The sequence below is a fragment of the Ruegeria sp. BC5 genome (assembly GCF_056539205.1).
In genome coordinates this window covers 84681-108121 of record NZ_JBQFUN010000009.1, presented here as the reverse complement: position 1 = coordinate 108121, position 23441 = coordinate 84681, and the positions used below count along the sequence as shown (strand labels likewise).

The window sequence follows — 23441 nt, the reverse complement described above, 5'->3', positions numbered from 1 at the left end:
ATTCAAACAGGTTGATCCCATGACAAACCATCTCTCTCTTGCGCAGGGGCGCGAATATCTGGCGATTCCCGGACCCTCGGTCATGCCTGACGCTGTGCTTCAGGCCATGCACCGCCCGTCACCCAACATCTATGACGGCGAGCTGATCGAGATGGTGCCGACCCTGACACGCGATCTGAAACGCGTGGCGGGCACGGATCACAACGTCGCCATCTATATTGCCAACGGCCATGGCACTTGGGAAGCAGCCCTGTCCAACGTTATTGCAGCGGGGGAAACGGTGCTTGCCCCGGCCTCGGGCCTGTTCACCCACGGATGGGCCGAGATGGCGCGCGGAGTTGGCGCCGAGGTCGAGCTGATCGATTTCGGTGCATCCTCGCCTTGGGATATGGATCGCATCGCCGATAGCCTGCGTGCTGACACGGCTCATCAAATCAAGGCCGTGCTGGCGGTTCACGTGGACACGTCCAGTTCGATCCGCAACGATATCCCGGCGTTGCGGGCGTTGCTGGACGATCTGAACCACCCGGCGTTGTTGATGGCGGACTGTATCGCCTCGCTGGGCTGTGATCGATTCGAGATGGATGCCTGGGGCGTCGATGTCATGGTGTCGGCCTGCCAAAAGGGGTTGATGACCCCGGCGGGCGTGGGATTTGTGTTCTTCAATGACAAAGCACAGGCCAAACGGGCAACGATGCCGCGCGTCTCGCAATACTGGGACTGGCAGCCGCGTGTGAACCCGCAGGTGTTTTACCAATACTTCAACGGCACCGCGCCGACGCATCATCTGTATGGTCTGCGGGCAGCGCTCGACATGATCCATGCTGAAGGGATCGAGAATGTCTGGGCTCGCCATGATCACCTCGCCAAGGCCATCTGGGCGGCATGCGAGGTCTGGGCAGAAGGTGGCGCGCTTGAGATAAACGTATCCAACCCCGGCCATCGCAGCCACGCGGTTACCGCCTTGCGTCTGACCGATGGGCGGGGAACACCACTGCGCCAGTATACCGAGCGCCAGCTGGGCCTGACCCTTGGCATTGGGCTGGGCATGGAGGATCAGAACAGCTGTTTCCGTCTGGGGCATATGGGCCACGTGAACGGCCAGATGGTCATGGCGATGCTGGGAGGGGTGGAAACCGCCATGGCCGCCCTGAACATCCCGCGCGGCTCGGGTGCGCTTGAGGCCGCAGCTGCCGCGTTGGCCGCTGAACCCTCCAAAGCCCGGGTCAAATCGTGGCCTTCGCAGTGGCCAGCGCCTTTGGCAGAGCTGCAGCAAAGGCATCCAGATCCGTAACCGTACCACAGCTGACGCGGATACAACGGTTCTGTGGGGCGGCAAAGGGCATGCGCACAAATATCCCTTGTGCCACTAACCCCTCAAGCACCGCTTTGGCAAACGCTCCATCGCCACCGCAATCAATCGCCACGAAATTGGTGGCCGAGGGCAAGGGTACCAAGCCGTTTTCCCGTGCGATCTGGCCGATCCGGTCGCGTGCCTTAGCGATCTGTGCCTGAACTTGCGACAGCCAGTTGGCATCCTGCAAGGCCGCCAAGGCCCCCGCTTGTGCAGCCCGGTTCATTCCGAAATGGTTGCGGACCTTGTTGAAAGCTTCGATCAATCCCGGCGCGCCGATCGCATAGCCAACCCGCGCCCCGGCCATGCCATACACCTTGGAAAATGTGCGCATCCGGATCACACGCGGATCATCGGCTGAAACCGGGGCTGCGGTGCCTTCTGGCGCGCATTCCACATAGGCTTCGTCCAGCACCAGCAGGCATCCTGCAGGCAGGGCCTCCATCGCGGCCAGGATATCCGCGCCTTGATGCCAACTGCCCATTGGGTTGTCGGGGTTCGCCAGATAGACCAGTTTTGCGTCCACCTCGACGGCTTTGGCAAACAGCGCCGCGGGGTCCTCGTGATCGTCACGATAGGGCACCTTGTGCAACGCGCCGCCAAACCCGGCCACGTGGTAGTTGAAGGTCGGATACGCCCCGTCCGAGGTCACAACTGTATCGCCGGGGCCAACCAGCAACCGCACGAGATAACCCAGCAGGCCATCAATGCCTTCTCCGACCACGATGTTTTCCGGCTTTACACCGTGATGATCGGCCAGTGCATGTCGCAGGTCGTGGCTTTCGGGGTCACCATATTTCCAGATGTCCGTTGCTGCCATCGCCTCGATAGCGCGGGGGGAAGGGCCAAAGATGCTTTCATTCGCCCCCAGCCGGGCGACAAAGGGCGCGCCGCGCTGACGTTCCTGCGTTTCCGGCCCGACAAAGGGCACGGTTGCAGGCAGTGACAGGGCAAGCGGAGTATAGCGTGGGTCAGTCATGGTGCGAGATAACCCCATACCCACTCGTCAGACAACCATCTGCGACGCGCAGCCAGAAGTGCCCCAACGTTGAGGTGGAACTTGGCAGACCTTCCGGGCATGGTTGGGTCAACAAGATCAGGAGGCCCGCATGACCCGCGTATCCGTCGAGTACAAAGACCACATCGCCCATGTCACGCTGACGCGCGGCGACAAGATGAACGCGCTGGACGACGCGATGATCAAGGCGTTGCTGTCTGCCGGGCAAGAGGTCGCAGCCTCGGACGCACGCGCCGTGGTCCTGTCGGGCGAGGGCAAGAGTTTTTGCGCCGGGCTTGATATGGCCAGCTTTGCCAAGATGGCGCATATGGACCCGACTGAGTGGCTGATGACCCGCAGCCACGGGGATGCGAATGAAATGCAAGAACTTGCCCTGATCTGGCGGCGTGTTCCAGTTCCGGTGATCTGCGCCATTCAGGGCGTTGCTTATGGTGGCGGGCTGCAAATCGCGCTGGGCGCGGATATTCGCATCGCACACCCCGACGCCAAGCTGGCGGTGATGGAGATGAAGTGGGGCATTATTCCCGACATGGGTGGGATGGTTTTACTGCCACATCTGGTGCGCTCGGACGTACTGCGCCTGCTGACCTACACCGCGCGTCCCATCGGCGCGCAGCAGGCGGCGGACTGGGGGTTGGTGACGAAACTGTCAGACGATCCACTGACCGAGGCATTGGCGCTGGCCGAAGACATCGCGGGCAAAAGTCCCTCGGCCATTCGCGCCGCCAAGCGCCTGATCGAAGTGGCCGAAACCAAGACCCGCGCCGAGGTTCTGTTGGAAGAATCCGCCGAACAGGTCGAACTGATCGGAAAACCTGATCAGATGGAGGTTGTGATGGCGCAGATGCAGGGGCGAAAACCTGAATTCAAGTAGCTAGCGCATAAAGGCCCGTCGCGCATCTCGGGCCATGTTGTACCGCATCTCCAAATCGGCGATGCGCGCCATGGCAGCTTTACGTGCATCTGCATCGGTCAACTCGGCGTAATCCTTTCGGGCGGCATCAAGCTTTTTCCTGATCTCGAACTCTTCCGGCAGCACACCGGCCTGCGCCATGATCCGGTGCCCGGCGGCGATGGCCGGATCACTCTGCGCCTCACCCGACCGATCCGGCAATGGTTTGCCTTCACCCTCGAGCCCCTGCAACTGGCCCTCGGCCTGTGCCTTTTTGATCTGGCGTTCGATCAGTTTTCCAAGCGATCCGAGCATGGTCAAACTATATCCCAAGCCGAGTGAGCACCGCTAGCGAATTCGCTTCGTGACCAGATACGCAATGCCACCAGCCAGCAAACCCCAGACTGCCGCGCCCAGACCAAAGACCGAGATACCTGAAGCAGTGATGGCAAATGTCAAAATAGCGGCTTCCCTCTCCGCTGGAACATCAAGCGCTGCGTGGGTGGCGTTGGCAAGCACTCCGATCAACGCAATCCCTGTCAGGGTGCCCATCAGCAGCGGATCAGCATGTACGGCAAACCCGGTGATGGCCACCGCGAATACACCAAACAGGCAATAGAATACGCCTGCCATCACCGCCGACCAATACCGTTGGGCCGGGTTTGGGTGGCTGTCTTCGTTGGAACACATGGCGGCGGTGATCGCTGCAAGGCAGGTGGCCGGCGCCCCAAACGGGGCCGACAGGATGCTGGCCGAACCGACCGAAGAGAACAACCTGCCGGGGGCGGGTGTGTAGCCAAAGCTGCGCATCACCGCGATACCGGGGATGTTCTGCGTGGCCATGGTGACAATGAACAGCGGCAGGCCAATACCGACGGCAGAGGCCAGCGAGAAGGTTGGCATTGTCCAGACCGGTGCGGCGACAAGATGGGTTGGCGTGACGGGCGTGTCGCCCGCATTCAGAACCACAACAATTGCTGCGGCGACAACCGCTGCCGGAACCGCAAACAAGCGGTTCACCCGCCCTGCGATGAACCAAGTCAGGATCACCGGCAAAGCCTGCCAGGGCAGTTCAACAGCGGCCTTGAAGGGCAAGATGCACAGGGGCAACAGAACACCACCCAGCATTGCCTGCGCCAATGTTGTCGGGATGGCCGCCGCCAACCGTCCCAAAGGTCGCCACAGCCCGGCCAGCACGGTCAGCGCTCCCGCGCACAGGAACGCGCCGACCGCGTCAGAAAACCCTGCTGCAGGCATCGCGGACACGGCCAACAGCGCAACGCCCGGAGTGGACCACGCAACGCTGATGGGTTGCCGGTACCACAAGCTGAGACCGATGGCCGTCACTCCCATGGCAATGGCCGCCATCATCAGGCCCGACGCGGAGTCCTGCGCCGAGGCCCCCATGGCCGCCAGTCCCTGCAACACGATAGGGAAAGAGCTGAAGAACCCGACAATGGCGACCACCAGCCCGGTTGAGATGGTTTGGATCGGGGGGAATGCGCGTGCCATCTGAGACCTCGGGGTTATATCCGCCTTTGCTAGCAAGGGCTTGCAAGTGGGGGCAAGGGCCGTGTGTGCAAAAGTAAACCCCACCGTGGCAAACGCGGCGGGGTTTGGGATTTGAGTATTTTTGAAAAGATGAATATTAGGCGATTTCGGCTAGGCGGGCCAGCGCCTCGTTCAGCTTTTCTTCTTCCTCTTCGCGGGCGGCGAGATTGGCCTTGGCTTCGGCAACAACCTCCTCCGGGGCCGAGGCCACGAATTTCGGGTTGTTCAGACGTCCACGCAGACCGCCCAGTTCTTTAGCCAACTTGCCCTTGGCTTTTTCCAGCCGTTCCTTTTCAGCACCGATGTCGATGATATCCGCCAGTGGCAGGCCGAAAGTGGCGCCCGGTGCGGCAATGGAAATCGTTCCTTTGGGTAGGTCGTCGACCTTGGTCAGGCTGTCGATCCGTGCGAGACGCTTGATCAGCGCCTCGTTGCGGTCCCACGCTGCCTGTCCGTGGGCGTCGATCTCGGTCACCAACATCGGCACATAGAGCCCTGCGGGAACCCGCATCTGCGCACGGGCCGAGCGAGTATTTTCAATCACCGAAATTACCCAGTTCATCTCACGATCCGCATCAGCGTCGATCAGGTCGGCGGCGGCGTAAGTCGGCCAGTCGGCGTGGACGACCATCTTGGCGCGGTTGCCGGTTAGACCCCACAGTTCTTCGGTGATGAAAGGCATAATCGGGTGCAGCAGGACCATGCACTGATCCAGAACCCAGCGCATTGTGGCGCGGGTTTCGGCTTGCGCCTTGGCGTCATCGCCTTGCAACAAAGGTTTAGAGAGTTCCACATACCAGTCGCAGACCTTGCCCCAGACAAAGGCATAGAGCCCATTGGCCGCGTCGTTGAAGCGGTAGCTTTCCAGCGCCGCGTCGACCTCGGCCCGCACACGGGCGGTTTCGCCGATGATCCAGCGGTTGACGGCGGCTTTGGGTTTCAAGTCGGCTACGTCCAGTTGCGGCACGGCGTCGGTGAAGACCTCGTTCATCTCGGCAAAGCGGACGGCGTTCCACAGTTTGGTGCCAAAGTTGCGATAACCGGTGATGCGCTCGCGGGACAGTTTCAGCACGCCGCCAATCGCCGCCATCGAGGCGTTGGTGAAACGCAGCGCGTCAGCGCCGAATTCGTCGACGATCTCCAACGGGTCGATGACGTTGCCGGTGGTTTTGGACATCTTCTTGCCCTTCTCGTCACGGACGAGCTGGTGCAGGTAGACGGTGTGGAACGGAATCTGATCGACCACGGCCAGCTGCATCATCATCATCCGGGCGACCCAGAAGAACAAGATATCGAAGCCGGTGATCAGCACATCCGTGGGGAAGTAGCGCTCCAGTTCCTCGGTCTGCTCGGGCCAGCCCAGGGTGCCGATGGGCCAGAGACCTGATGAGAACCAGGTGTCGAGGACGTCGGGGTCGCGCCACACCGGATAGACAAGCTTGGTCGGGTCTTGGTCGACAGCGTATTGAGCAAGGCTTTCAGCGAACTGATGGATCGCTTCCTGTTTGTCTGCGACTTCGATAACGGTCGCGTGGCTCAACGGGCTGGGGATGTTGGCATTGTCGTCGAGGAATTTTTCTGTAACGGCCTCAAGGCTCGCCGCGCATTCCATGACATTTCCACGGTGCAGCATGCCGCCTTCGTTCAGCAAACGGCCTAACTCGACCAGATCAAGATCGCCGTCGTTTTCGTCGTCTTTGAACCCTTCTGCGGACAGGTCGATCCCATACCAAACCGGAATCTGGTGCCCCCACCACAGCTGACGCGAGATGCACCAGGGCTCGATGTTTTCCAACCAGTGATAATAAGTCTTCTCGCCTGACTCGGGGATGATCTTGACCGTGCCGTCTTTGACCGCGTCCAGCGCGGGGCAGACAACCTTTTCGGCGTCGACGAACCACTGGTCGGTGAACATCGGCTCGATGACAACTTTCGAGCGGTCGCCGAAGGGCTGCATGATTGGTTTGCTCTCGACCAGCGGGACCAGCTTGTCGGCACCTTCATGCTCGGGCTTCAGCGCGGTCGAACCCAGACGTGCGTCATCGGCGCGGCACAAGACGGCCAGTCCATCGGCGGTGATTTCTTCGACCACTTTCGCGCGCGCCTCAAACCGGTCGAGGCCACGCAGGTGATCAGGGACAAGGTTGATTGCGTCGATTTCGTTCTCGGTAAATTTACGCCCACGCGCGTATTCCTGCGCTTTCCCTGCTTCGTCTGCATAAGGGGCGCCATCGGCCCGCATCGCGCCTTTGGTGTCCATCAGACGGTACATCGGAATGCCGCCGCGCTTGGCAACCATGTTGTCGTTGAAGTCATGCGCACCGGTGATCTTCACCGCGCCCGAGCCGAAATCAGGATCAGGGTAGTCGTCGGTGATGATCGGGATCTGACGGCGATGTTCTTTCGGACCAACCGGGATTTCGCAAAGTTTCCCAACGATTGGCGCGTAACGCTCATCCGACGGGTGAACCGCAACCGCGCCGTCCCCCAGCATGGTCTCAGGGCGCGTTGTGGCGATTGAGATGTAGTCGCGCTTTTCCTCAAAGACGATATTCCCGTCCTCATCCTTCTCGACGTAGGTATAGGTCTCGCCACCAGCCAGCGGGTATTTGAAGTGCCACATATGACCCGCGACCTCGATATTCTCGACTTCAAGGTCCGAGATCGCGGTCTCGAAATGCGGGTCCCAGTTGACCAGTCGCTTGCCGCGATAGATCAGGCCCTTTTCGTACATGTCGACGAAGACCTTGATGACTGCATCATGGAAATTGGCGGAGTTCTCGTGCCCCGTACGTGGATCGCCCGCCGCACCGGCCATAGTGAAGGCATTGCGCGACCAGTCGCAGGATGAGCCCAGACGCTTTAGCTGCTCGATGATCGTGCCGCCGTATTCGCCTTTCCATTCCCAGACTTTCTCAAGGAACTTCTCACGGCCCAACTCGCGCCGTCCGGGCTGTTGGGTCGCAGCCAGCATCTTTTCCACCTGCATCTGGGTGGCGATACCGGCGTGGTCCTGACCCGGTTGCCACAGCGTGTCGAAGCCACGCATACGGTGCCAGCGGATCAGAATGTCCTGCAGCGTGTTGTTGAAGGCGTGGCCCACGTGTAGCGCGCCCGTCACGTTGGGCGGCGGGATCATGATGGTAAAGCTTTCGTCGCGCGATTTGTTTGCGCCTGCCTTGAAGGCTCCGGCCTGTTCCCAGGTCTCGTAAATGCGGGCCTCAGCCTCGGCCGCGTTGAATGTCTTTTCCATCGCCATGGGGTGCGTCCTGCGTCATCAATCTTGGGTCAGCGCCTGCAATAACGAATGCGCAGGGGAAGGGGAAGGGTCTGCGGGTACTCTGGACAACGAACCGGTGCAGCCTAAAGTCGCCCCTACAGGCCGAGGCAGGAGCATCCAATGGACAAGTTCGGAAAAAGTCAGCCGGTCAAACGGACCGAGGATCAGCGGTTTCTAACCGGGAAGGGGCAGTACATCGACGATGCTGTGCCCGGCGACGCCCTGTTTGCGGCGTTTTTTCGCAGCCAGGTTGCGCATGGGCGGATCACCGCGCTGGATCTGGATGCCGCGCGTGAGGCGAATGGCGTGCGGCTGGTCATGGCGCTGGACGAACTGACTGAGGCCGGGATCGACACGGTTTTAAACGCGGCGCTTGTGTCGAACCGGGACGGCTCGAAAGCGGCGGCGCCGGATCGCCACATGCTGGCTAAGGACCGCGTGCGTTTTGTCGGTGAGCCGGTCGCGGTGGTCATCGCCGAAACGCAGATACAGGCCCGTGATGCGGCCGAGTTGATCTGGATGGAAACCGAGGATCTGCCCGCCAAGCTTGACCTGGAGATGGGAGGCGAACCGCTGCACATCGAAGCTCCTGACAACCGTGCCTTTGACTGGGGCATGGGGGATGAGGCAGCGACCGAGGCGGCCTTTCAGGACGCCGCGCACAGAGTGCAACTGAACGTTGCGGATAACCGGGTGATCGTTACATCGATTGAGCCGCGCGGCTGTCAGGCTGCTTGGTCCGACGGGCGGCTGCACTTTGCCTATAGCGGGCAGGGCGTCTGGGCGATGCGCGGGCAATTGGCGCAGAAGCTGAAGCTGGAACCTGAATTCATTAGGGTCACCACGCCCGACGTGGGCGGTGGGTTTGGCATGAAGGTGATGCCGTATTCCGAGTACTTCTGTGTCGCCGTCGCCGCGATGAAACTGGGCCAACCCGTTCACTGGATGTCGGACCGATCTGAGGCGATGCTGTCTGATCACCATGGGCGCGACCTGACTTCGCTGGCTGAGCTGGCTTTTGATGAAGACCACCGAATTACCGCTTACCGCGTGCATAGCAAGGTCAATCTTGGGGCCTATAACAGCCATTTCGGTCAGGCAATCCAGACAAATCTGTTCAGCAAAGTTCTGATGGGGGCCTATGATGTGCAGACCTCTTATCTGCGGGTCGAAGGGTTCTTTACCAACACAACGCAGGTGGACGCTTATCGCGGCGCTGGTCGGCCCGAGGCTATCTATGTGCTTGAACGGGCTATGGACCGCGCCGCGCGTGAATTGGGCGTCGATCCGTGGGAGTTGCGGCGCAAAAACTTCATCCGGCCTGAAGCTTTCCCTTACAAAACGACGACTGGTGAGGTCTATGACGTCGGCGATTTCGACATGGTCCTGAGCTGCGCGAGTGAACAGACATTAGGTTTTGCTGCCCGTAAGGCGGCTGATGCCGAACGCGGCCAGATCCGGGGGCAGGGCATCTGTTACTATATCGAAAGTATCTTGGGCGACCCTTCCGAGAACGCAAAGATCGCATTCTTCGAGGATGGCACCGTGAACCTCTATGTGGGGACGCAATCAAACGGCCAGGGCCATGAGACGGCCTATACCCAGTTTTTGTCGGATCAGATCGGTGTTCCGTTGGAACAGATCAATGTCATCCAGGGGGACAGCGATCAGTTACCTGCCGGAGGAGGGACAGGAGGATCGCGGTCCGTTACAGTCCAAAACACGGCCACCCTGGCCACAATCGACGTCATGATCGCCGCATTCGCGCCTTATCTGGCCGATAAGATGGGCGTCGAGGAGGCTGACGTGAATTTTGATCACGAAACATTCCGCGCACCAGGGTCGAACCTGACGCCTACATTGATCGAAGCGGCCGAGATGGCCCGCGCCGATGGCCGAACCGATCTTTTGCAACATGAGGCGCGCATTACGCTGGACGCACGCAGTTATCCGAATGGCGCACATGTTGCCGAAATCGTTATTGATTGTTTCACCGGTGAAACATGGGTCGACCGCTACACCGTAGTTGACGATTTCGGCAATCTTATCAACCCGATGTTGGCCGAGGGGCAGGTGCATGGCGGCGTGGCGCAGGGCATTGGTCAAGCCCTGTCCGAGCGTGTTGAGCATGATGCGCAGGGGCAACTGCTCACGGCTTCGTTGATGGACTACGCCTTGCCCCGTGCGTCTGAGATACCCATGATAAAGTTTACCTCGGCGCCGGTTCCGTCAACTTCGAACCCAATGGGTATGAAAGGATGCGGAGAGGCCGGCACCGTGGGCGCGCTGGCCGCTGTGGCGAACGCGGTGCAGGACGCGCTTTGGGAACATGGGGTACGGCAGGCGGATATGCCATTCACACCCCTAAGAGTTTGGGAATTGCTGACGCATGGTTCTGTCACGGCTAAGTAAAAAGATACTTGGATGGCTCGGACGGCCTTTGCGGTCCGAACATTCGGCCGAGGCGCTGCACCGTGAACCTATTAGTCATGTCATTATCCTTGACGGCACCATGTCGACGTTGGAGCCGGGGTTTGAAACTCATGCGGGTCAGACCTACCATCTGTGCCGCGAGATGGGCGGCAAGGTCTCAGTCTTTTACGAATCCGGTGTGCAGTGGGAAAGCTGGAAAACCTCTCTGGACGTGATGATGGGGCGCGGCATCAACCGGCAAATCCGGCGGGCCTATGGCTATCTGGCGTCACGCTACAAACCTGGTGATAAGATATTTTTCATCGGCTATTCGCGCGGCGCTTACGGCGTGCGCAGCCTTGCGGGCGTGATCGACATGATCGGTCTGCTCAAGGCCGAACACGCGACCGAGCGCAACATCAAGCAGGCCTATCGCCACTATGAATGTACGCCTAGCGGCGAGGCAGCCTGTGAGTTCCGCCAAAAATTCTGTCATGACGAGCTCGCAATTGAAATGATCGGTGTCTGGGACACTGTCAAGGCGTTGGGCTTGCGTCTTCCGCTGCTGTGGCGCTGGGCCGAAGATAAGCACGCGTTTCACAACCATGAGCTTGGCCCCGCCACCCGCCATGGCTATCACGCTATGGCGCTGGACGAGACGCGCGAGGTGTACGAGCCGGTTCTGTGGAAATGTACGCCCGAGTTTAAAGGCCACGTTGAACAGGTCTGGTTCCGTGGAACACATGGTGACGTGGGCGGGCAATTGAATGGGTTTGAAGAGGCGCGTCCCCTTAGCAATATTTCCCTGATCTGGATGCTGGACAAGGCCGAGCAGCATGGATTGCCGCTGCCCGAAGACTGGCGCGACCGGTTCCCAACTTCAACTACTGCAACTTCGGTCGGGACCTGGCGGGGGTGGGGCAAGGTTTTCCTGCTGCGCAAGCATCGCAAAGTCGGGATGGACCAGTCCGAGCAACTGCATGTCTCGGTCGCCCCCGATGAACTGCCGGGTTGGGTACCGATGCCGGATTCGTCCTCGCACCCGGCGCAATAGGTCAATCGAACAGAGTTTGGGATTGGTCTGTTGAATGGGCGCGGAACGCTGCTGTGACATCCGCGTGAATATTTCGTGCCAAAGATAGTGCAGGTATTTTGTCCGGGGGAAAGAAGGCCGCGTCGCTGGTCTCGGCACCCGGCTGCGGGGCGTCCGTGCCATCCTCATCGCACAGGAAGAAAAGTTTATAAAAATCTCGCGAATCCGGCGGGTAGGGATGCCGTGCCTTGTGGCGCAGAGCATAGAGGTGTCTGGCACGGACCTGCAGCCCAGCCTCTTCCCAGACTTCACGTTCCATATTTTCCGCTGGAGAGCTGCCAATGTCTGCAAAACCACCCGGCATGGCCCACAGCCCGTCTAGTCGTTCGCGGACCAGCAGAATGCGGCCATCACGGATTACAGCGCCGCGAATGTCGATGCTGGGCGTGGCATAACCACCGGCATGATCCGAGATCAGCCCCTCGATCCGCGATAGGGGCACCCGGCCCAAATCGGCCAGCATGGCGCGGGCCATGGCTGCGATCTCGTCATAGCGTTCGCGATCAAATGGGTCTTTGGTGAAATGCTGGCCGGTTTCGGCCAGCGCCAGCAAGCGTTTTGCCCGGGTCAGCCAGGTATCCTCCAATGCAGTCGGATCCTGGCGCATCTGCTTTACCGCCGACGGTCGCGGCGCGAGCTCATGGGTTGGAAGGCCACGCCCACATGCGCTTCGCAATAGGGTTTACCGGCTTCAACTGGCAAGCCGCAGAACCAGAAATCTTCGGTCGCGGGGTCGCCGACGGGCCATTTGCAGGTCTTCTCGGTCAGTTCCATCAACGTCAGTTTCTTAGCCTTCTTCTCGATCTCATTGACCTTGGCCAAAGCCTCGGGGCTGATTTCGTTGGCCGAAGGCTGTGGCGGCAGCGGCTGACCAGCCGGAATGATCTGGCGGCGGGCAGGCACAGCGGGCTTGGCCTCGGCCGCAGGCGCGGGGGCAGGGCGGGCCGGTTCGGTTTTGGGTGCCGGTTTCGGCTTGGCCTCGGCCTTAGGCGCGGGGGCCGGTTTTTCCTTGGGCTCGGCCTTGGCCGGGGATGCACCGGTGGCACGGTTCGACAGGCCCAGACGGTGCACCTTGCCGATTACGGCGTTGCGGGTCACCCCACCCAGTTCCTTGGCGATCTGGCTGGCCGACTGGCCTTCGCCCCACATTTTCTTCAGCAGCTCTACACGCTCGTCAGTCCAGGACATCATTTGCCTTTCAAAAGCGGAAAGCGGCCCCGGATTCGGGCCGCCTTGGGAAATCGTCTCAGCCCCCTATTCTAATCACTGCGCCCCGAGTTACAAGCAGTCTTCGAATCAGGTTGAGGTCAGATGATGCAGATACCCCTTGAGCAGAACGAACACCGTTTCGGAGCGGTCAATTGGATGGGTCTTTATACGTTGGCTCAGCGCGAAACATTGCGTTTTCTGGCGGTCTGGACCCAGACCCTGTTGGCGCCGCTGGTGACCGCAGGTCTGTTTCTGCTGATCTTCAACATCGCTATTGGCCCCAGCCGACCCGACGTGATGGGGGTGCCGTTCCTGACATTTCTGGCGCCAGGTATCATGATGATGACCGTGATTCAGAATGCTTTTGCCAACACCTCGTCTTCGATGGTGATTGCCAAGGTACAGGGCAACATTGTTGATACGTTGATGCCACCACTGTCTCCGTTGGAAATTCTGTTGGGCTATCTGGCGGGAGGCATCGTGCGTGGTGTTCTTATCGCCTGTGTGGTTGCCGTTGCGCTGGCGCTGGTGCTGGGGCTGGTGCCGCGAAACCCGTTGATTGCGCTGCTGTTTGTTGTTCTCGGCGGTGCTTTCATGGGGGCGTTGGGCCTGTTTGCGGGAATATTCGCCAACAAGTTCGATCAAATGGCGGCGATTACCAATTTCATCGTCACGCCGCTGGCCTTCCTGTCGGGTACATTCTATTCGGTCGAGGCATTGCCACCTGTTCTCAACCGCCTCAGCCACGTGAACCCGGTATTCTACCTGATTGATGGGTTGCGAAATGGCATGATCGGGGTGTCTGACAGCTCACCCGCACTGGGTTTCGCGGTTTGCAGTGGCGCAACGTTGATTGTCTGCGCCATTACCTGGCAGATGCTGCGAAAGGGATACAGGCTGAAAGCATGACGGTGCAGGTTTTGGATCCCGAAATCCCAAAAAACGCCGAGCTAGGCGATTCTGACGCGTGCCTCGCACCAGACAAGGATTAGTCCGCCCGTCAGAATGATTGCAGAACCGATTTGGCTAACCACATCCGGGATAACGCCAAACACCGCAAAGTCATAGAGGGCGGCAAAGATCAGTGTGGCATAGCTGATTGGCGCCACAAAGGATGCATCCGCGCGCGCCATCCCGTTGACGAAACAGGCTTGGGCACAGGCCATCAGCACCCCGATTGCCACCAGCGCGATCCATTGTTCGGGCGTTGGCATCTGGAACACAAAGCTGACCGCGACCGAGGCGATGGTCAGCCCCATCGCATTGTTGATCAACAGAATCTGGATGGGAATTTCACGGCCCGAAAGCTTTTTGATAAAGATTAGCTCCATCCCGATCACAGCCGCCGCCGTCAGGGCAAGCAACGCCGCAGGTTGGAAGCTGGCCGGTGTCGGACGTAGCAGGATCAATGCACCGGTCAGAGCAACAGCAGCGGCCAGCCAGCGCCACGGCCCAACGCCCTCTTTCAACAGCGGGATGGCCAGGACCATGCCAAAGACGGGGTTCAAAAAGGAAATCGCAGTGGCATCCGAGATCGGGATGAACGCGACCGAGGCGAACATCAGCGTAATCCCCACCCAGCCAAAGCTCGTCCGCCCAATATGCAACCCCCAATGCGGGCGGCTTAACCGTGGGCGCAACACGCCCACCGCGCTGACGATCACCAGAAAAGCGAACAGGAACCGCCCGTGGCTGATCTGCAACGGATGCAACGCCGGGCCTAAGGTATTCGTCCCCAACGCTTTGGCCAGAAGTGTGGTGGCGGCCAGAAAGGCGCTGGCGGTGAAGATCAGCAAAGCCGCAAGGGTAGGGTTCTGGCGCGCGGGTGTCATGACCCAGCGGTGCGTCACTGCGCCCTAAATGGCAAGCGATAAAAGCTGAGTTTCAAAGTGAAGTTTCTGATTTTGGAAATTCGGGGTTTTCAGAGGTCAAACACCCGGCTATACGGCCCCGCATGATCAAACACGCACATATCCTGCGACTTCGACGCCGACGCATTACTGCGTAACCGGCCTGTTTGATCCATTGCGCGCTGTAAATCCGCGCAAATCCCACCAAATCTGTTGACGAATCCGGCCTTCGTGTATCACTCACGGGGCTTAACCTAACGAAAAGGATGATCCGATGATCCCGTCCGTTCTGCCGACCTATAATCGCGCGCCCCTGACTTTCGTGAAGGGCGAAGGCGCCTGGCTGACCGAGGCGGATGGCCGACGTTTCCTTGACCTAGGTGCCGGGATTGCGGTGAACGCGCTTGGCCACGCACATCCGGCGCTGGTCAACGCGCTGACTGAACAAGCGCACGCACTTTGGCATGTCTCGAACCTGTACAACATCCCGCAGCAGCAAGCGTTGGCGGATAAGTTGGTTGAACATACCTTCGCCGATACGGTTTTCTTCACAAACTCGGGCACGGAATCCTGTGAGCTGGCCGTGAAAATGGCCCGCAAGTATTTCTATGACAAGGGGCAACCCGAACGGGTCGAGATCATTACCTTTGACGGCTCGTTCCATGGCCGGTCGTCGGCTGGTATCGCGGCGGCTGGATCTGAAAAGATGACCAAGGGCTTTGGCCCGCTGTTGCCCGGGTTCGTGCATGTCACATTCGGCGATCTTGACGGCGTGACCAATGCGATCACGGACAAGACCGCCGCGATCCTGATCGAACCGATTCAGGGTGAGGGCGGCATTCGTCCGGTGCCCGACGCGGAACTCAAAGCCCTGCGTCAGATATGCGACGACAATGGCCTCTTGTTGATTTTGGATGAGGTGCAATGCGGCGTTGGCCGCACCGGCAAGTTGTTTGCCCACGAATGGGCGGGTATTATCCCCGATATTATGATGGTAGCCAAAGGGATCGGCGGCGGCTTCCCCTTGGGCGCGGTGCTGGCCACCGAAGACGCGGCCAGCGGTATGACCGTGGGTACCCATGGCTCGACTTATGGGGGCAACCCTCTGGGCTGCGCCGTGGGTTGCGCGGTAATCGATCAGGTGGCAACGCCTGCTTTCCTTGAAGGCGTGAACCGCAAGGCGGGGATGCTGCGCCAGAAGCTCGAAGGCCTGATCGCCGATCACCCGGACGTTTTCGAAGAGGTGCGCGGTACGGGCCTGATGCTGGGCTTGAAATGCAAGGCGACCAATACCGATGTGGTTAACGCGGGCTATGACAATGAGGTCATCACCGTTCCCGCTGCCAACAATGTCATCCGCCTGTTGCCGCCCCTGACGCTGACCGAGGATGACATTGCTCAAACCATGATCCGCCTCGACAAGGCTGCCGCACAAGTCGAAGCCAGCCTCGAATCCGCGTAATCCTCATCTTTTTCTAAATACTCCGGGGGGCCGGGGGCAGCGCCCCCGGCGACCGACAGCCAAAAGCGAAACGATATGAACCATTTCCTCGATATCCACAAAACCGATGCAGGCGATCTGCGGACGATGATCGATCAGGCCGGCGAAATGAAACAGGCCCGTCTGGGTCGCCCCAAAGCCGCGCAGGATGATGATCAGCCGCTCAAGGACCGCATGGTCGCACTGATCTTTGAGAAACCCTCGACCCGAACGCGCGTGTCCTTCGATGTGGGCGTACGGCAGATGGGCGGGCAGACCATGGTGTTGTCGGGTAAGGACATGCAACTGGGCCACGGCGAAACCATCGCCGACACGGCCCGTGTCCTTTCGCGTTATGTCGACATGATCATGATCCGGACGTTCGATGAAACCATCCTGACCGAGATGGCTGAATATTCCGACGTGCCGGTGATCAACGGCCTGACCGACCGTACGCATCCCTGCCAAATCATGGCTGACGTGCTGACTTTTGAAGAACATCGCGGGCCGATCAAAGGAAAAAAAGTGGTCTGGACCGGAGACGGCAACAACGTCTGCGCCTCGTTCCTGCATGCGGCGGGCCAGTTCGGATTCGATCTGACCTTCACCGGTCCCGCTCAGTTCGACCCCGAGGAAGAATTCATGGGGTTCGCCCGTAAGAAGGGTTCGAAAATCGTGGTCGAGCGTGACCCTTACAAAGCGGTGGAAGATGCCGATCTGATCGTGGCCGATACTTGGGTCTCGATGCACGATTCCCAATCGGCTAAAGAGCGTCGTCACAACCTGCTGCGCCCCTATCAGGTGAATACCGAGTTGATGTCTCATGCCAAGCCGGATGCGCTGTTCATGCATTGCCTGCCTGCGCACCGCGAGGAAGAGGCGACATCCGTGGTCATGGACGGACCGAACTCGGTAATCTTTGACGAAGCTGAAAACCGTCTGCATGCCCAAAAGGCGGTCATGCGCTGGTGTCTGGGCGTTTAACTGCGCCGCCGGATATCCCACACACGCAATCTGGCGAGCGTTCGGACGCTCGCCAACAGAACCAGAACGCAGAGGGCGGTTTTGGTCATGATCTCCATCGTCCCTTCAATCAGCATCGCATGCACGACACTACCGACAATGGTTATGGCGGCTAACCCTGTGTGACCCAGCCTCCAGATACGGTACCGCAGGGCCAGACGCTGCCGAAAGATGCCCAGACAGGCGGCAGCGAAGGCGGCCCACATCGCAACGACGCCCCAGGCTGAAAACGGGGTGGGTGAGACGAGCAGCAACGCATCCACAACATCCGGGGGGCTGGTGATCCACAAGCCGCCCACATGCACCACAAGGGCGATGATCAGAGTGATGCCAACCCGTCGATGCCAGCGCCGACTGGCCAAAGGCAGTAATCCAGGCAAGTCGCGACCGGCCAGCAAGGGTTGCAGCAACAACAGCCCCATACTCAGCACTCCGGCAAACCCGGCAACGATGTAGACTGGGTCGCGCCACGCCAATAAAGGGCTATGCGCCGCCGCAATCAGCGGCACAGCTATGGCGGCGATCACTGCCGCCCAGATCAAAAGGCTGCGGATCACGTAAATCAGGCGGGTTGTAGGACGAAATGCGCGGCAAGGGTCTGGTCTTTTGAACTTGCCATGATCGGACGCAGGAATACCGTCTCAAACTCGCCGCTGTCATAGGCCAGATGCCCGTGCGGCTGGCCAAAGGCGGGCACGATCTGCGGCATCTCCAACCGGAACTCACCATTGGCGTCGGTCAGTGTAGCACCATGGCTTTGCGGATCCCGCTCATGCCCTTCGGTTGTATGAGCCCAGATTTGGATGCGCTGGCCGGGCAGGGGGGCACCATCCCCCGCGCGTCGTACCGTACCGGTCATCCAGAACCCGCCGCCGCCGATCCGGTCGACGATGGCTGCGCCGGGGCGGTAGTTGTTCGACCCGCCGCGCATAGACGGTGTCGGTGCTAGCCCAGCAGCGCGCGCGGGCATCCGCAAGCCCGAACCGCCAGTGACCAGAGCAGCCCCGCCCAGCGCCATTACGGATCTACGAGACAAGTGTGAATTCGTCATGTCGGGACCTCCTGCAAGGTAACATCCATAGCAACCTGAGCGCGCCACAGCGCAAAGATAGCACGGTTCAGATCAATTCCGAGGCGATCTTCACCACTCTGTGATCACCCCAAGCCCCAGCGAATTTCTTTGACCCTGTGCTGGTTGCGGTGCCATCGTCGGTATAACGATGCGAAAGGCTGAAAAATGGACAAGACACAATCGGTTTCGCCCGACGAAATTGCAGCCTTCAAGCGGGACGGTGCCGTTGTGCTGCGCTCGAAATTCTCGGAACATTGGTTGGACTTGTTGCGCGAAGGTATCAGTGCGGACCTGGCCAACCCGACCGACAATTTCACTCGTCACACCAAGGACCCAGACGCCCCTGCTTATTTCGAGGATTTCTGGGCGTGGAACAAGATTCCGCAATTTAGGGATTTCGTGCATCACTCGCCGTGCGCCCCACTGGCTGCGGGTTTATTGGATGCGCCGTCGATCAACCTTGTGATGGATAACTGGTTCCTGCGTGAGGCCGGATCGACCTCGCGCCCACCCTTTCATCAGGACCTGTCCTATTTCGATTTCGAAGGCACTATGTGCGTCCTTTGGCTGCCTCTTGAACCGGTGACTAAAGAAAACGGCATTGCCTTCGTCAAAGGCTCGCATCTGTGGGACAAGCTGTTCATGCGGGTTCGGTTTGCGGATGGTCATCCCAGTCTTGGGGCCACTGAGGTCGCAGGCCGAACGTATCACCAGCCCCCGGATATCAACGCCGATCCCGGCGCCTATGACTTGTTGCAGTGGGATATGGAATTAGGGGATTGCATCTATTTCGATATGCGAACACTGCATGGTGGTCTGTCCTCGGTCACGCCGACGGAAACAGTGCGTCGGTTTAGCCTGCGGATGACAGCGCCGGACGGGATTATCCGATATCGCGGAGATTGGGCGAAAGACGAACGTGCGCAGTTCGAGGCCGCCGGTTACAGCGAAGGCGACCGCATCGACGGGCCGTTTTTCCCCCGGCTTTGGCCAAGAGAGGCACTTTGAGCAATGGGATGAAATAACATAACATCGAAATTGCACTTAATCTGTGCGAAATGGCGAATACTCAAGCTGAAAATACCGTGTATTCTGCGATGGTGAACGCAACTACATGATCGCAGGAGCGCAGCAATGAGTTGGAACCCGACCCAAAGCCTCGAATCTCTGTCACACAACACGGCGCTGGACACATTGATCATTCCGCGCGCTCGTGATCTGGGCGGGTTCGAAGTACGTAGGGCGCTGCCCTCGAGTAAACGGCAGCTGGTTGGGCCATTCATCTTTTTTGACCAAGTAGGTCCAGCCGAATTCCTGACTGGTGACGGCATCGACGTCCGACCACACCCGCATATCGGTCTTGGGACGGTGACGTATCTCTATCAAGGAGAGTTCGAGCATCGCGACAGTCTTGGCACGCATCAAATGATTTACCCCGGCGAGGTCAACTGGATGGTTGCCGGGCGCGGGGTGACTCATTCCGAAAGGACCAGTCAGAAGACACGAGACAAGAAACACAGCCTGTTCGGCATCCAGACCTGGATAGCATTGCCCGAAGCGCATGAGGATATGGCTCCGGATTTCGAGCATCACAAGCAAGGTGCGCTGCCACATATTCAGGACCAAGGTGTCAGCGCCCGTTTAATCCTGGGGTCAGCTTATGGTGAAACCAGCCCGGTTACGATGCTGTCCGAGACCTTCTATCTGGACGTGCGACTTGATCCCGGCGCGTCGTTTCCTTTGCCGGATGACCATGAAGACCGGGGTGTTTATGTCACCCAAGGTTCCGTCGAGATCGCAGGCGATACGTTCACACAGGGCCGTATGATGGTGTTCCGCCCCGGCGATCCCCTTTCAGTCAAGGCTGGGCCGCAAGGCGCGCGGTTGATGCTGCTGGGCGGGGCGACATTGAACGAAGAGCGCTATATCTGGTGGAATTTTGTGTCATCCTCGAAGGAAAAGATCGAGGCCGCCACGCGTGAATGGAAAACCGCCGATTGGGCGAAAGGTGCGTTCCACCTGCCGCCGGGTGATGATCAAGAGTTCATACCGATCTCGGATGAACTGGAGCGGACACGGCCAAGGCGCGCACGCTGACCAGACGTCAGGGGGTCTTGTCCGTGCCCTCGTTCCCGGCGATCCTTTGCGCCGGGAGGGATGCCATGAAAATCGTGATCGCGGGTGCAGGCAGTATCGGATGCTATTGCGGGGCATTGTTGGCGCACTCAGGGCATGTCGTTACCCTTTTGGGCCGTGCACGCATATTAGATCCGATCCAAGAAAGAGGACTGACGATTTCGGATTTTTCGGGCCTGACCCGGCATGTGGCCGCGCAAGATTTGACCCTGACCGAAGATGCAACCTGCCTGGCCGGTGCCCAGGTCGTCATCGTGACCGTTAAATCAGGTGCCACAGCGGAAATGGCTGCGCAGATCGCGGAATACACGCCCATCTCAATTCCGGTGGTATCGTGGCAAAACGGTATGGAAAACGCCCGTACTTTGCGCATGGTTCTGTCAGAGCATGACGTGCGCGCCGGAATGGTGCCGTTCAATGTGGTGCCGACTGAACCGGCCAGCTTTCATCGCGCCACCTCTGGTGAGATCGCCATCCAAAGCGGTCCCGGTGCGCTGGGTCAGAAGCTGAGTAGCGCTGACATGCCGGTTGTGGAAAGCGATGATATCGAAGCGGTCCAATGGGGTAAGCTGGTGATCAACCTCAACAACGCGCTGAATGCGCTGTCAGGGCTGGCGTTGAAAGATCAACTGCTGGACCGGAACTGGCGACGCCTGATGGCGGATCAGATGACCGAGGCTCTGATGGTGTTGAACGCCGCGAACCATCCGGTCGCTTCGACTACTCCGCTGCCTGCGTGGATGACGCCGCATATCCTGCGCCTGCCAACGCCGATCTTTTCCAGGATCGCTGCGCGAATGCTGACCATTGACCCCAGCGCGCGCACCTCGATGGCCTTTGATCTGATGGCAGGTCGCCCGACCGAAATCGACAGTCTTCAGGGTGAGATCATTCGCCTGGGCGCGCAAATTGGCGTCGAAACCCCGATCTGCGCCAAGATACGAGATTTGATCGAGGACGCGCCTGAAACCGCGATTTCTGTGGATCAAATTGCGTCTTAGGCCGGATTAGGCGAAGGCCGTCAGGATTAGAAATATTGTCGCTGACATCGCCGCGGCTGCGGGGACCGTGATCACCCAGGCCGCCACGATGGTCATGAAATGTGAACGCCGCACCAGCTTGCGGCGCTGATGCTCTTCCCGGGCCAGCCGCTGTTCGACCGGACGCTGGCGGTTGGAGTGTTTCCACCGGCGATCTGAATGCCATTCGCGATAGAAACCAACCCCAAAAACGCCGCCTACAGCAATATGAGTTGAGCTGACCGGCAGGCCAAGCCAGCTGGCCACGATAACGGTAATGGCTGCGGACAGCGCCACGCAGAAGGCCCGCATTGGGTTCAGTTTGGTGATCTGACTACCGACCATGCGGATCAATTTGGGCCCGAATAGAAACAGGCCGAACGAAATTCCAAAGGCTCCGATCACCATGACCCAGTTGGGGATCGCAACTTTTGCGGCAAAGTCGCCGAATTCCGCTGCGTGTACGATAGCGGCCAGGGGGCCGACCGCGTTGGCCACGTCATTGGCGCCATGCGCAAAGCTGAGGAATGTGGCCGAGATGACCAGCGGCAGGCCAAACAGAGTTTTCAGTGATTTGGTGCGGTTTTCCATCCCCTCGGATTTGTGCCGTACCCAGGGCACCGTGACCGACCAGACCAGGAACCCCGTTGCAAGGCCGATCAGCAGCGCCACCTCAAGCTCAATCTTAACGATCCGCTTAAGACCCTTAACGGCCAGATAGGTGGCAAACGCCGCAGCCATTACGGCCACAAGGATTGGAAGCCAGCGCCGTGCTGCCGCTATTTTATCGTCCTGATATTGAATCTTGGCTTTGATCAGTGCCAGAAACCCAGCCGCGATCAAGCCACCCAATACTGGCGAGATTACCCAGCTTGCGGCAATCGCGCTCATTGTGCTCCAGTTGACGGCGCTCAGGCCCGCTGCGGCGATGCCGGCCCCCATCACGCCGCCGACAACCGAGTGCGTCGTTGACACCGGTGCCCCGACCCATGTGGCCAGGTTAACCCATAAGGCCGACGAAATCAGCGCAGCCATCATTGCCCAGATGAATACATTGCTGGTTTGAACCGAGGCCGGATCGATGATCCCCTTAGAGATGGTCGAAACGACATCTCCGCCTGCCAACAGGGCACCGGCGCTTTCGGCAATGGCGGCGATGACGATGGCGCCGCCCATAGTCAGGGCGTTTGCACCAACCGCGGGCCCCATGTTGTTAGCCACGTCATTGGCACCGATATTGATCGCCATATAGGCCCCAAAGGCGGCTGCCGCAGCAACGATCAGACCGCCATCCGCCAGCCCGAACACTATCGCCGCCGACAACCCGGCCAGCGCAATAAAGGCCAGCGAAATACCAGGGGCCAACAGCGGGCGCGCCACATGGGCGTTGGCATTCTCAACGCGCGAGATACGGTGAAGGTCGCTGTCCAGAGCCTGCCAGCGGGATTTCGAGGTCAAATTCGACATGATCTTTTTTCAAGCAGCCAGTGCATTTCGGCACGCGGCTAGACGGTTTCCCCCCTCGGGACAACAGTTATGTTATCAATTTTTTGCGAAACTATCACACTTGCAGCAGTAAATCGCGCAATTCCGGCTCGTTAACACGATCAGCCGCAGTTGAGGGCGAAACCCAGACCCGCTCGCGTTTGCCAGCTTCGGGAAAGTCATCTTCCAGATCCTGAACATCAACCCGGTAGACACTGGTCAGAACGGGATAGGCCGTGCCATCGTTCAGGATTTTATCGTAAGTATAGTGCCCGATCGGTTCCTTGGAGGGGTTCGGCGCCCGCACGCCTGCTTCCTCCCACGCCTCCTGCAGTGCAGTTTCGGCACCGTCCATGCCATCAACCGGCCAACCTTTGGGAATGATCCAGCGCCCGGTGTCGCGACTTGTGATCAATAGAACCTCTGGTCCGCTTGGGGTTTCACGGGTGCAAAGGGCTGCAAACTGCACCCGTTGCGGGCGCAGGAAAATTGGTCGGGCGACCTCGTCCCAGATTTTTCGCAGCCATTTCGTCATTGGTCGATCGATCCTGTGCTTTTCTTGCCTGA

21 protein-coding genes are annotated in these 23441 nt (G+C 59.3%); 10 read left to right on the top strand and 11 right to left on the bottom strand.

All coding sequences use genetic code 11. The features are described 5' to 3' along the window. Positions 1-19: 19 nt before the first annotated feature. A complete protein-coding gene (locus ACR0LY_RS17715) occupies positions 20-1294 on the top strand; it encodes a pyridoxal-phosphate-dependent aminotransferase family protein (protein WP_170351381.1) in 1275 nt (424 codons plus the stop codon). Here the strand turns inward: ACR0LY_RS17715 and ACR0LY_RS17710 are convergent. Next, entirely contained in the window at positions 1227-2333 is a 1107-nt protein-coding gene (locus ACR0LY_RS17710) for a pyridoxal phosphate-dependent aminotransferase (RefSeq protein ID WP_170351379.1), read from the bottom strand. The genes ACR0LY_RS17715 and ACR0LY_RS17710 overlap by 68 nt on opposite strands. Before the next feature lie 130 nt (positions 2334-2463). Between ACR0LY_RS17710 and ACR0LY_RS17705 the strand changes: the two genes are divergently transcribed. Then, positions 2464-3246: a crotonase/enoyl-CoA hydratase family protein gene (locus ACR0LY_RS17705; protein WP_170351378.1), complete on the top strand. Its 783-nt coding sequence runs from the start codon at positions 2464-2466 to the stop codon at positions 3244-3246. Here ACR0LY_RS17705 and ACR0LY_RS17700 read toward each other — a convergent pair whose 3' ends face one another. From ACR0LY_RS17700 to ACR0LY_RS17690, 3 genes are all read right to left on the bottom strand, one after another. Then, on the bottom strand, positions 3247-3579 hold the full coding sequence (locus tag ACR0LY_RS17700; protein WP_170351377.1) for a DnaJ family domain-containing protein: 333 nt from the start codon (positions 3577-3579) through the stop codon (positions 3247-3249). It abuts the gene before it with no gap. A gap of 33 nt (positions 3580-3612) precedes the next feature. Then, positions 3613-4776 carry a benzoate/H(+) symporter BenE family transporter gene (locus ACR0LY_RS17695; RefSeq protein ID WP_170351376.1) on the bottom strand — a complete coding sequence of 388 codons (1164 nt, stop codon included), beginning with the start codon at positions 4774-4776 and terminating at the stop codon, positions 3613-3615. A gap of 136 nt (positions 4777-4912) precedes the next feature. Continuing rightward, positions 4913-8074 carry a valine--tRNA ligase gene (locus tag ACR0LY_RS17690; protein ID WP_170351375.1) on the bottom strand — a complete coding sequence of 1054 codons (3162 nt, stop codon included), beginning with the start codon at positions 8072-8074 and terminating at the stop codon, positions 4913-4915. A 141-nt stretch (positions 8075-8215) separates the two neighbouring features. On the opposite strand from ACR0LY_RS17690, the gene ACR0LY_RS17685 reads away from it, so the two are divergent. After that, the gene (locus tag ACR0LY_RS17685) at positions 8216-10507 is read left to right on the top strand and encodes a xanthine dehydrogenase family protein molybdopterin-binding subunit (protein ID WP_170351374.1); all 2292 of its coding nucleotides are present in this window, start codon (positions 8216-8218) and stop codon (positions 10505-10507) included. After that, complete coding sequence (locus ACR0LY_RS17680; RefSeq protein ID WP_170351373.1) at positions 10485-11561, top strand: DUF2235 domain-containing protein; 1077 nt, start codon at positions 10485-10487, stop codon at positions 11559-11561. The genes ACR0LY_RS17685 and ACR0LY_RS17680 overlap by 23 nt, the downstream gene beginning before the upstream one ends. A gap of 1 nt (position 11562) precedes the next feature. On the opposite strand, the gene ACR0LY_RS17675 is transcribed toward ACR0LY_RS17680, so the two are convergent. Both ACR0LY_RS17675 and ACR0LY_RS17670 read right to left on the bottom strand, forming a co-directional pair. Beyond that, a complete protein-coding gene (locus ACR0LY_RS17675; protein WP_217360550.1) occupies positions 11563-12207 on the bottom strand; it encodes an NUDIX hydrolase in 645 nt (214 codons plus the stop codon). A 5-nt stretch (positions 12208-12212) separates the two neighbouring features. Continuing rightward, positions 12213-12788: a GcrA family cell cycle regulator gene (locus ACR0LY_RS17670; RefSeq protein ID WP_170351487.1), complete on the bottom strand. Its 576-nt coding sequence runs from the start codon at positions 12786-12788 to the stop codon at positions 12213-12215. A 126-nt stretch (positions 12789-12914) separates the two neighbouring features. Here ACR0LY_RS17670 and ACR0LY_RS17665 point away from each other — a divergent pair, with 126 nt between their 5' ends. Beyond that, positions 12915-13718: an ABC transporter permease gene (locus tag ACR0LY_RS17665; protein ID WP_170351485.1), complete on the top strand. Its 804-nt coding sequence runs from the start codon at positions 12915-12917 to the stop codon at positions 13716-13718. Between the two features lie 41 nt (positions 13719-13759). On the opposite strand, the gene ACR0LY_RS17660 is transcribed toward ACR0LY_RS17665, so the two are convergent. Further along, positions 13760-14641 carry a DMT family transporter gene (locus ACR0LY_RS17660; RefSeq protein ID WP_170351372.1) on the bottom strand — a complete coding sequence of 294 codons (882 nt, stop codon included), beginning with the start codon at positions 14639-14641 and terminating at the stop codon, positions 13760-13762. 292 nt (positions 14642-14933) lie between these two features. Between ACR0LY_RS17660 and ACR0LY_RS17655 the strand changes: the two genes are divergently transcribed. Both ACR0LY_RS17655 and argF read left to right on the top strand, forming a co-directional pair. Next, the gene (locus tag ACR0LY_RS17655; protein ID WP_170351371.1) at positions 14934-16121 is read left to right on the top strand and encodes an aspartate aminotransferase family protein; all 1188 of its coding nucleotides are present in this window, start codon (positions 14934-14936) and stop codon (positions 16119-16121) included. 75 nt (positions 16122-16196) lie between these two features. After that, entirely contained in the window at positions 16197-17123 is a 927-nt protein-coding gene (argF, locus tag ACR0LY_RS17650; RefSeq protein WP_170351370.1) for an ornithine carbamoyltransferase, read from the top strand. Here argF and ACR0LY_RS17645 read toward each other — a convergent pair. After that, positions 17120-17716 carry a ferric reductase-like transmembrane domain-containing protein gene (locus tag ACR0LY_RS17645; protein ID WP_425082214.1) on the bottom strand — a complete coding sequence of 199 codons (597 nt, stop codon included), beginning with the start codon at positions 17714-17716 and terminating at the stop codon, positions 17120-17122. The genes argF and ACR0LY_RS17645 overlap by 4 nt on opposite strands. Positions 17717-17724: 8 nt before the next feature. Further along, on the bottom strand, positions 17725-18213 hold the full coding sequence (locus tag ACR0LY_RS17640) for a peptidase associated/transthyretin-like domain-containing protein (protein WP_170351369.1): 489 nt from the start codon (positions 18211-18213) through the stop codon (positions 17725-17727). Between the two features lie 186 nt (positions 18214-18399). Between ACR0LY_RS17640 and ACR0LY_RS17635 the strand changes: the two genes are divergently transcribed. The 3 genes from ACR0LY_RS17635 to ACR0LY_RS17625 all read left to right on the top strand — a co-directional run bounded on the left by ACR0LY_RS17635 (position 18400) and on the right by ACR0LY_RS17625 (position 21371). Beyond that, positions 18400-19242 (top strand): phytanoyl-CoA dioxygenase family protein, encoded by an 843-nt coding sequence (locus tag ACR0LY_RS17635; RefSeq protein ID WP_170351368.1) that lies wholly within the window; start codon positions 18400-18402, stop codon positions 19240-19242. Between the two features lie 126 nt (positions 19243-19368). After that, positions 19369-20331, top strand: a complete 963-nt coding sequence (locus tag ACR0LY_RS17630; RefSeq protein ID WP_170351367.1) for a pirin family protein — start codon at positions 19369-19371, stop codon at positions 20329-20331. Positions 20332-20396: 65 nt separating this feature from the next. Further along, positions 20397-21371 (top strand): 2-dehydropantoate 2-reductase, encoded by a 975-nt coding sequence (locus ACR0LY_RS17625; RefSeq protein WP_170351366.1) that lies wholly within the window; start codon positions 20397-20399, stop codon positions 21369-21371. A gap of 6 nt (positions 21372-21377) precedes the next feature. Here the strand turns inward: ACR0LY_RS17625 and ACR0LY_RS17620 are convergent, their stop codons facing one another. Then, a complete protein-coding gene (locus tag ACR0LY_RS17620; protein ID WP_170351365.1) occupies positions 21378-22856 on the bottom strand; it encodes an inorganic phosphate transporter in 1479 nt (492 codons plus the stop codon). A 94-nt stretch (positions 22857-22950) separates the two neighbouring features. After that, complete coding sequence (locus ACR0LY_RS17615; RefSeq protein WP_170351364.1) at positions 22951-23409, bottom strand: NUDIX hydrolase; 459 nt, start codon at positions 23407-23409, stop codon at positions 22951-22953. Between the last annotated feature and the right edge of the window lie 32 nt (positions 23410-23441).

Excerpts from the sequence above, each read along its gene's own strand:
- ACR0LY_RS17715 (WP_170351381.1), top strand. The coding sequence starts at position 20 with ATGACAAACCATCTCTCTCTTGCGCAGGGGCGCGAATATCTGGCGATT.
- ACR0LY_RS17710 (WP_170351379.1), bottom strand. The coding sequence starts at position 2,333 with ATGACTGACCCACGCTATACTCCGCTTGCCCTGTCACTGCCTGCAACC.
- ACR0LY_RS17705 (WP_170351378.1), top strand. The coding sequence starts at position 2,464 with ATGACCCGCGTATCCGTCGAGTACAAAGACCACATCGCCCATGTCACG.
- ACR0LY_RS17700 (WP_170351377.1), bottom strand. The coding sequence starts at position 3,579 with ATGCTCGGATCGCTTGGAAAACTGATCGAACGCCAGATCAAAAAGGCA.
- ACR0LY_RS17695 (WP_170351376.1), bottom strand. The coding sequence starts at position 4,776 with ATGGCACGCGCATTCCCCCCGATCCAAACCATCTCAACCGGGCTGGTG.
- ACR0LY_RS17690 (WP_170351375.1), bottom strand. The coding sequence starts at position 8,074 with ATGGCGATGGAAAAGACATTCAACGCGGCCGAGGCTGAGGCCCGCATT.
- ACR0LY_RS17685 (WP_170351374.1), top strand. The coding sequence starts at position 8,216 with ATGGACAAGTTCGGAAAAAGTCAGCCGGTCAAACGGACCGAGGATCAG.
- ACR0LY_RS17680 (WP_170351373.1), top strand. The coding sequence starts at position 10,485 with ATGGTTCTGTCACGGCTAAGTAAAAAGATACTTGGATGGCTCGGACGG.
- ACR0LY_RS17675 (WP_217360550.1), bottom strand. The coding sequence starts at position 12,207 with ATGCGCCAGGATCCGACTGCATTGGAGGATACCTGGCTGACCCGGGCA.
- ACR0LY_RS17670 (WP_170351487.1), bottom strand. The coding sequence starts at position 12,788 with ATGTCCTGGACTGACGAGCGTGTAGAGCTGCTGAAGAAAATGTGGGGC.
- ACR0LY_RS17665 (WP_170351485.1), top strand. The coding sequence starts at position 12,915 with ATGCAGATACCCCTTGAGCAGAACGAACACCGTTTCGGAGCGGTCAAT.
- ACR0LY_RS17660 (WP_170351372.1), bottom strand. The coding sequence starts at position 14,641 with ATGACACCCGCGCGCCAGAACCCTACCCTTGCGGCTTTGCTGATCTTC.
- ACR0LY_RS17655 (WP_170351371.1), top strand. The coding sequence starts at position 14,934 with ATGATCCCGTCCGTTCTGCCGACCTATAATCGCGCGCCCCTGACTTTC.
- argF (WP_170351370.1), top strand. The coding sequence starts at position 16,197 with ATGAACCATTTCCTCGATATCCACAAAACCGATGCAGGCGATCTGCGG.
- ACR0LY_RS17640 (WP_170351369.1), bottom strand. The coding sequence starts at position 18,213 with ATGACGAATTCACACTTGTCTCGTAGATCCGTAATGGCGCTGGGCGGG.
- ACR0LY_RS17635 (WP_170351368.1), top strand. The coding sequence starts at position 18,400 with ATGGACAAGACACAATCGGTTTCGCCCGACGAAATTGCAGCCTTCAAG.
- ACR0LY_RS17630 (WP_170351367.1), top strand. The coding sequence starts at position 19,369 with ATGAGTTGGAACCCGACCCAAAGCCTCGAATCTCTGTCACACAACACG.
- ACR0LY_RS17625 (WP_170351366.1), top strand. The coding sequence starts at position 20,397 with ATGAAAATCGTGATCGCGGGTGCAGGCAGTATCGGATGCTATTGCGGG.
- ACR0LY_RS17620 (WP_170351365.1), bottom strand. The coding sequence starts at position 22,856 with ATGTCGAATTTGACCTCGAAATCCCGCTGGCAGGCTCTGGACAGCGAC.
- ACR0LY_RS17615 (WP_170351364.1), bottom strand. The coding sequence starts at position 23,409 with ATGACGAAATGGCTGCGAAAAATCTGGGACGAGGTCGCCCGACCAATT.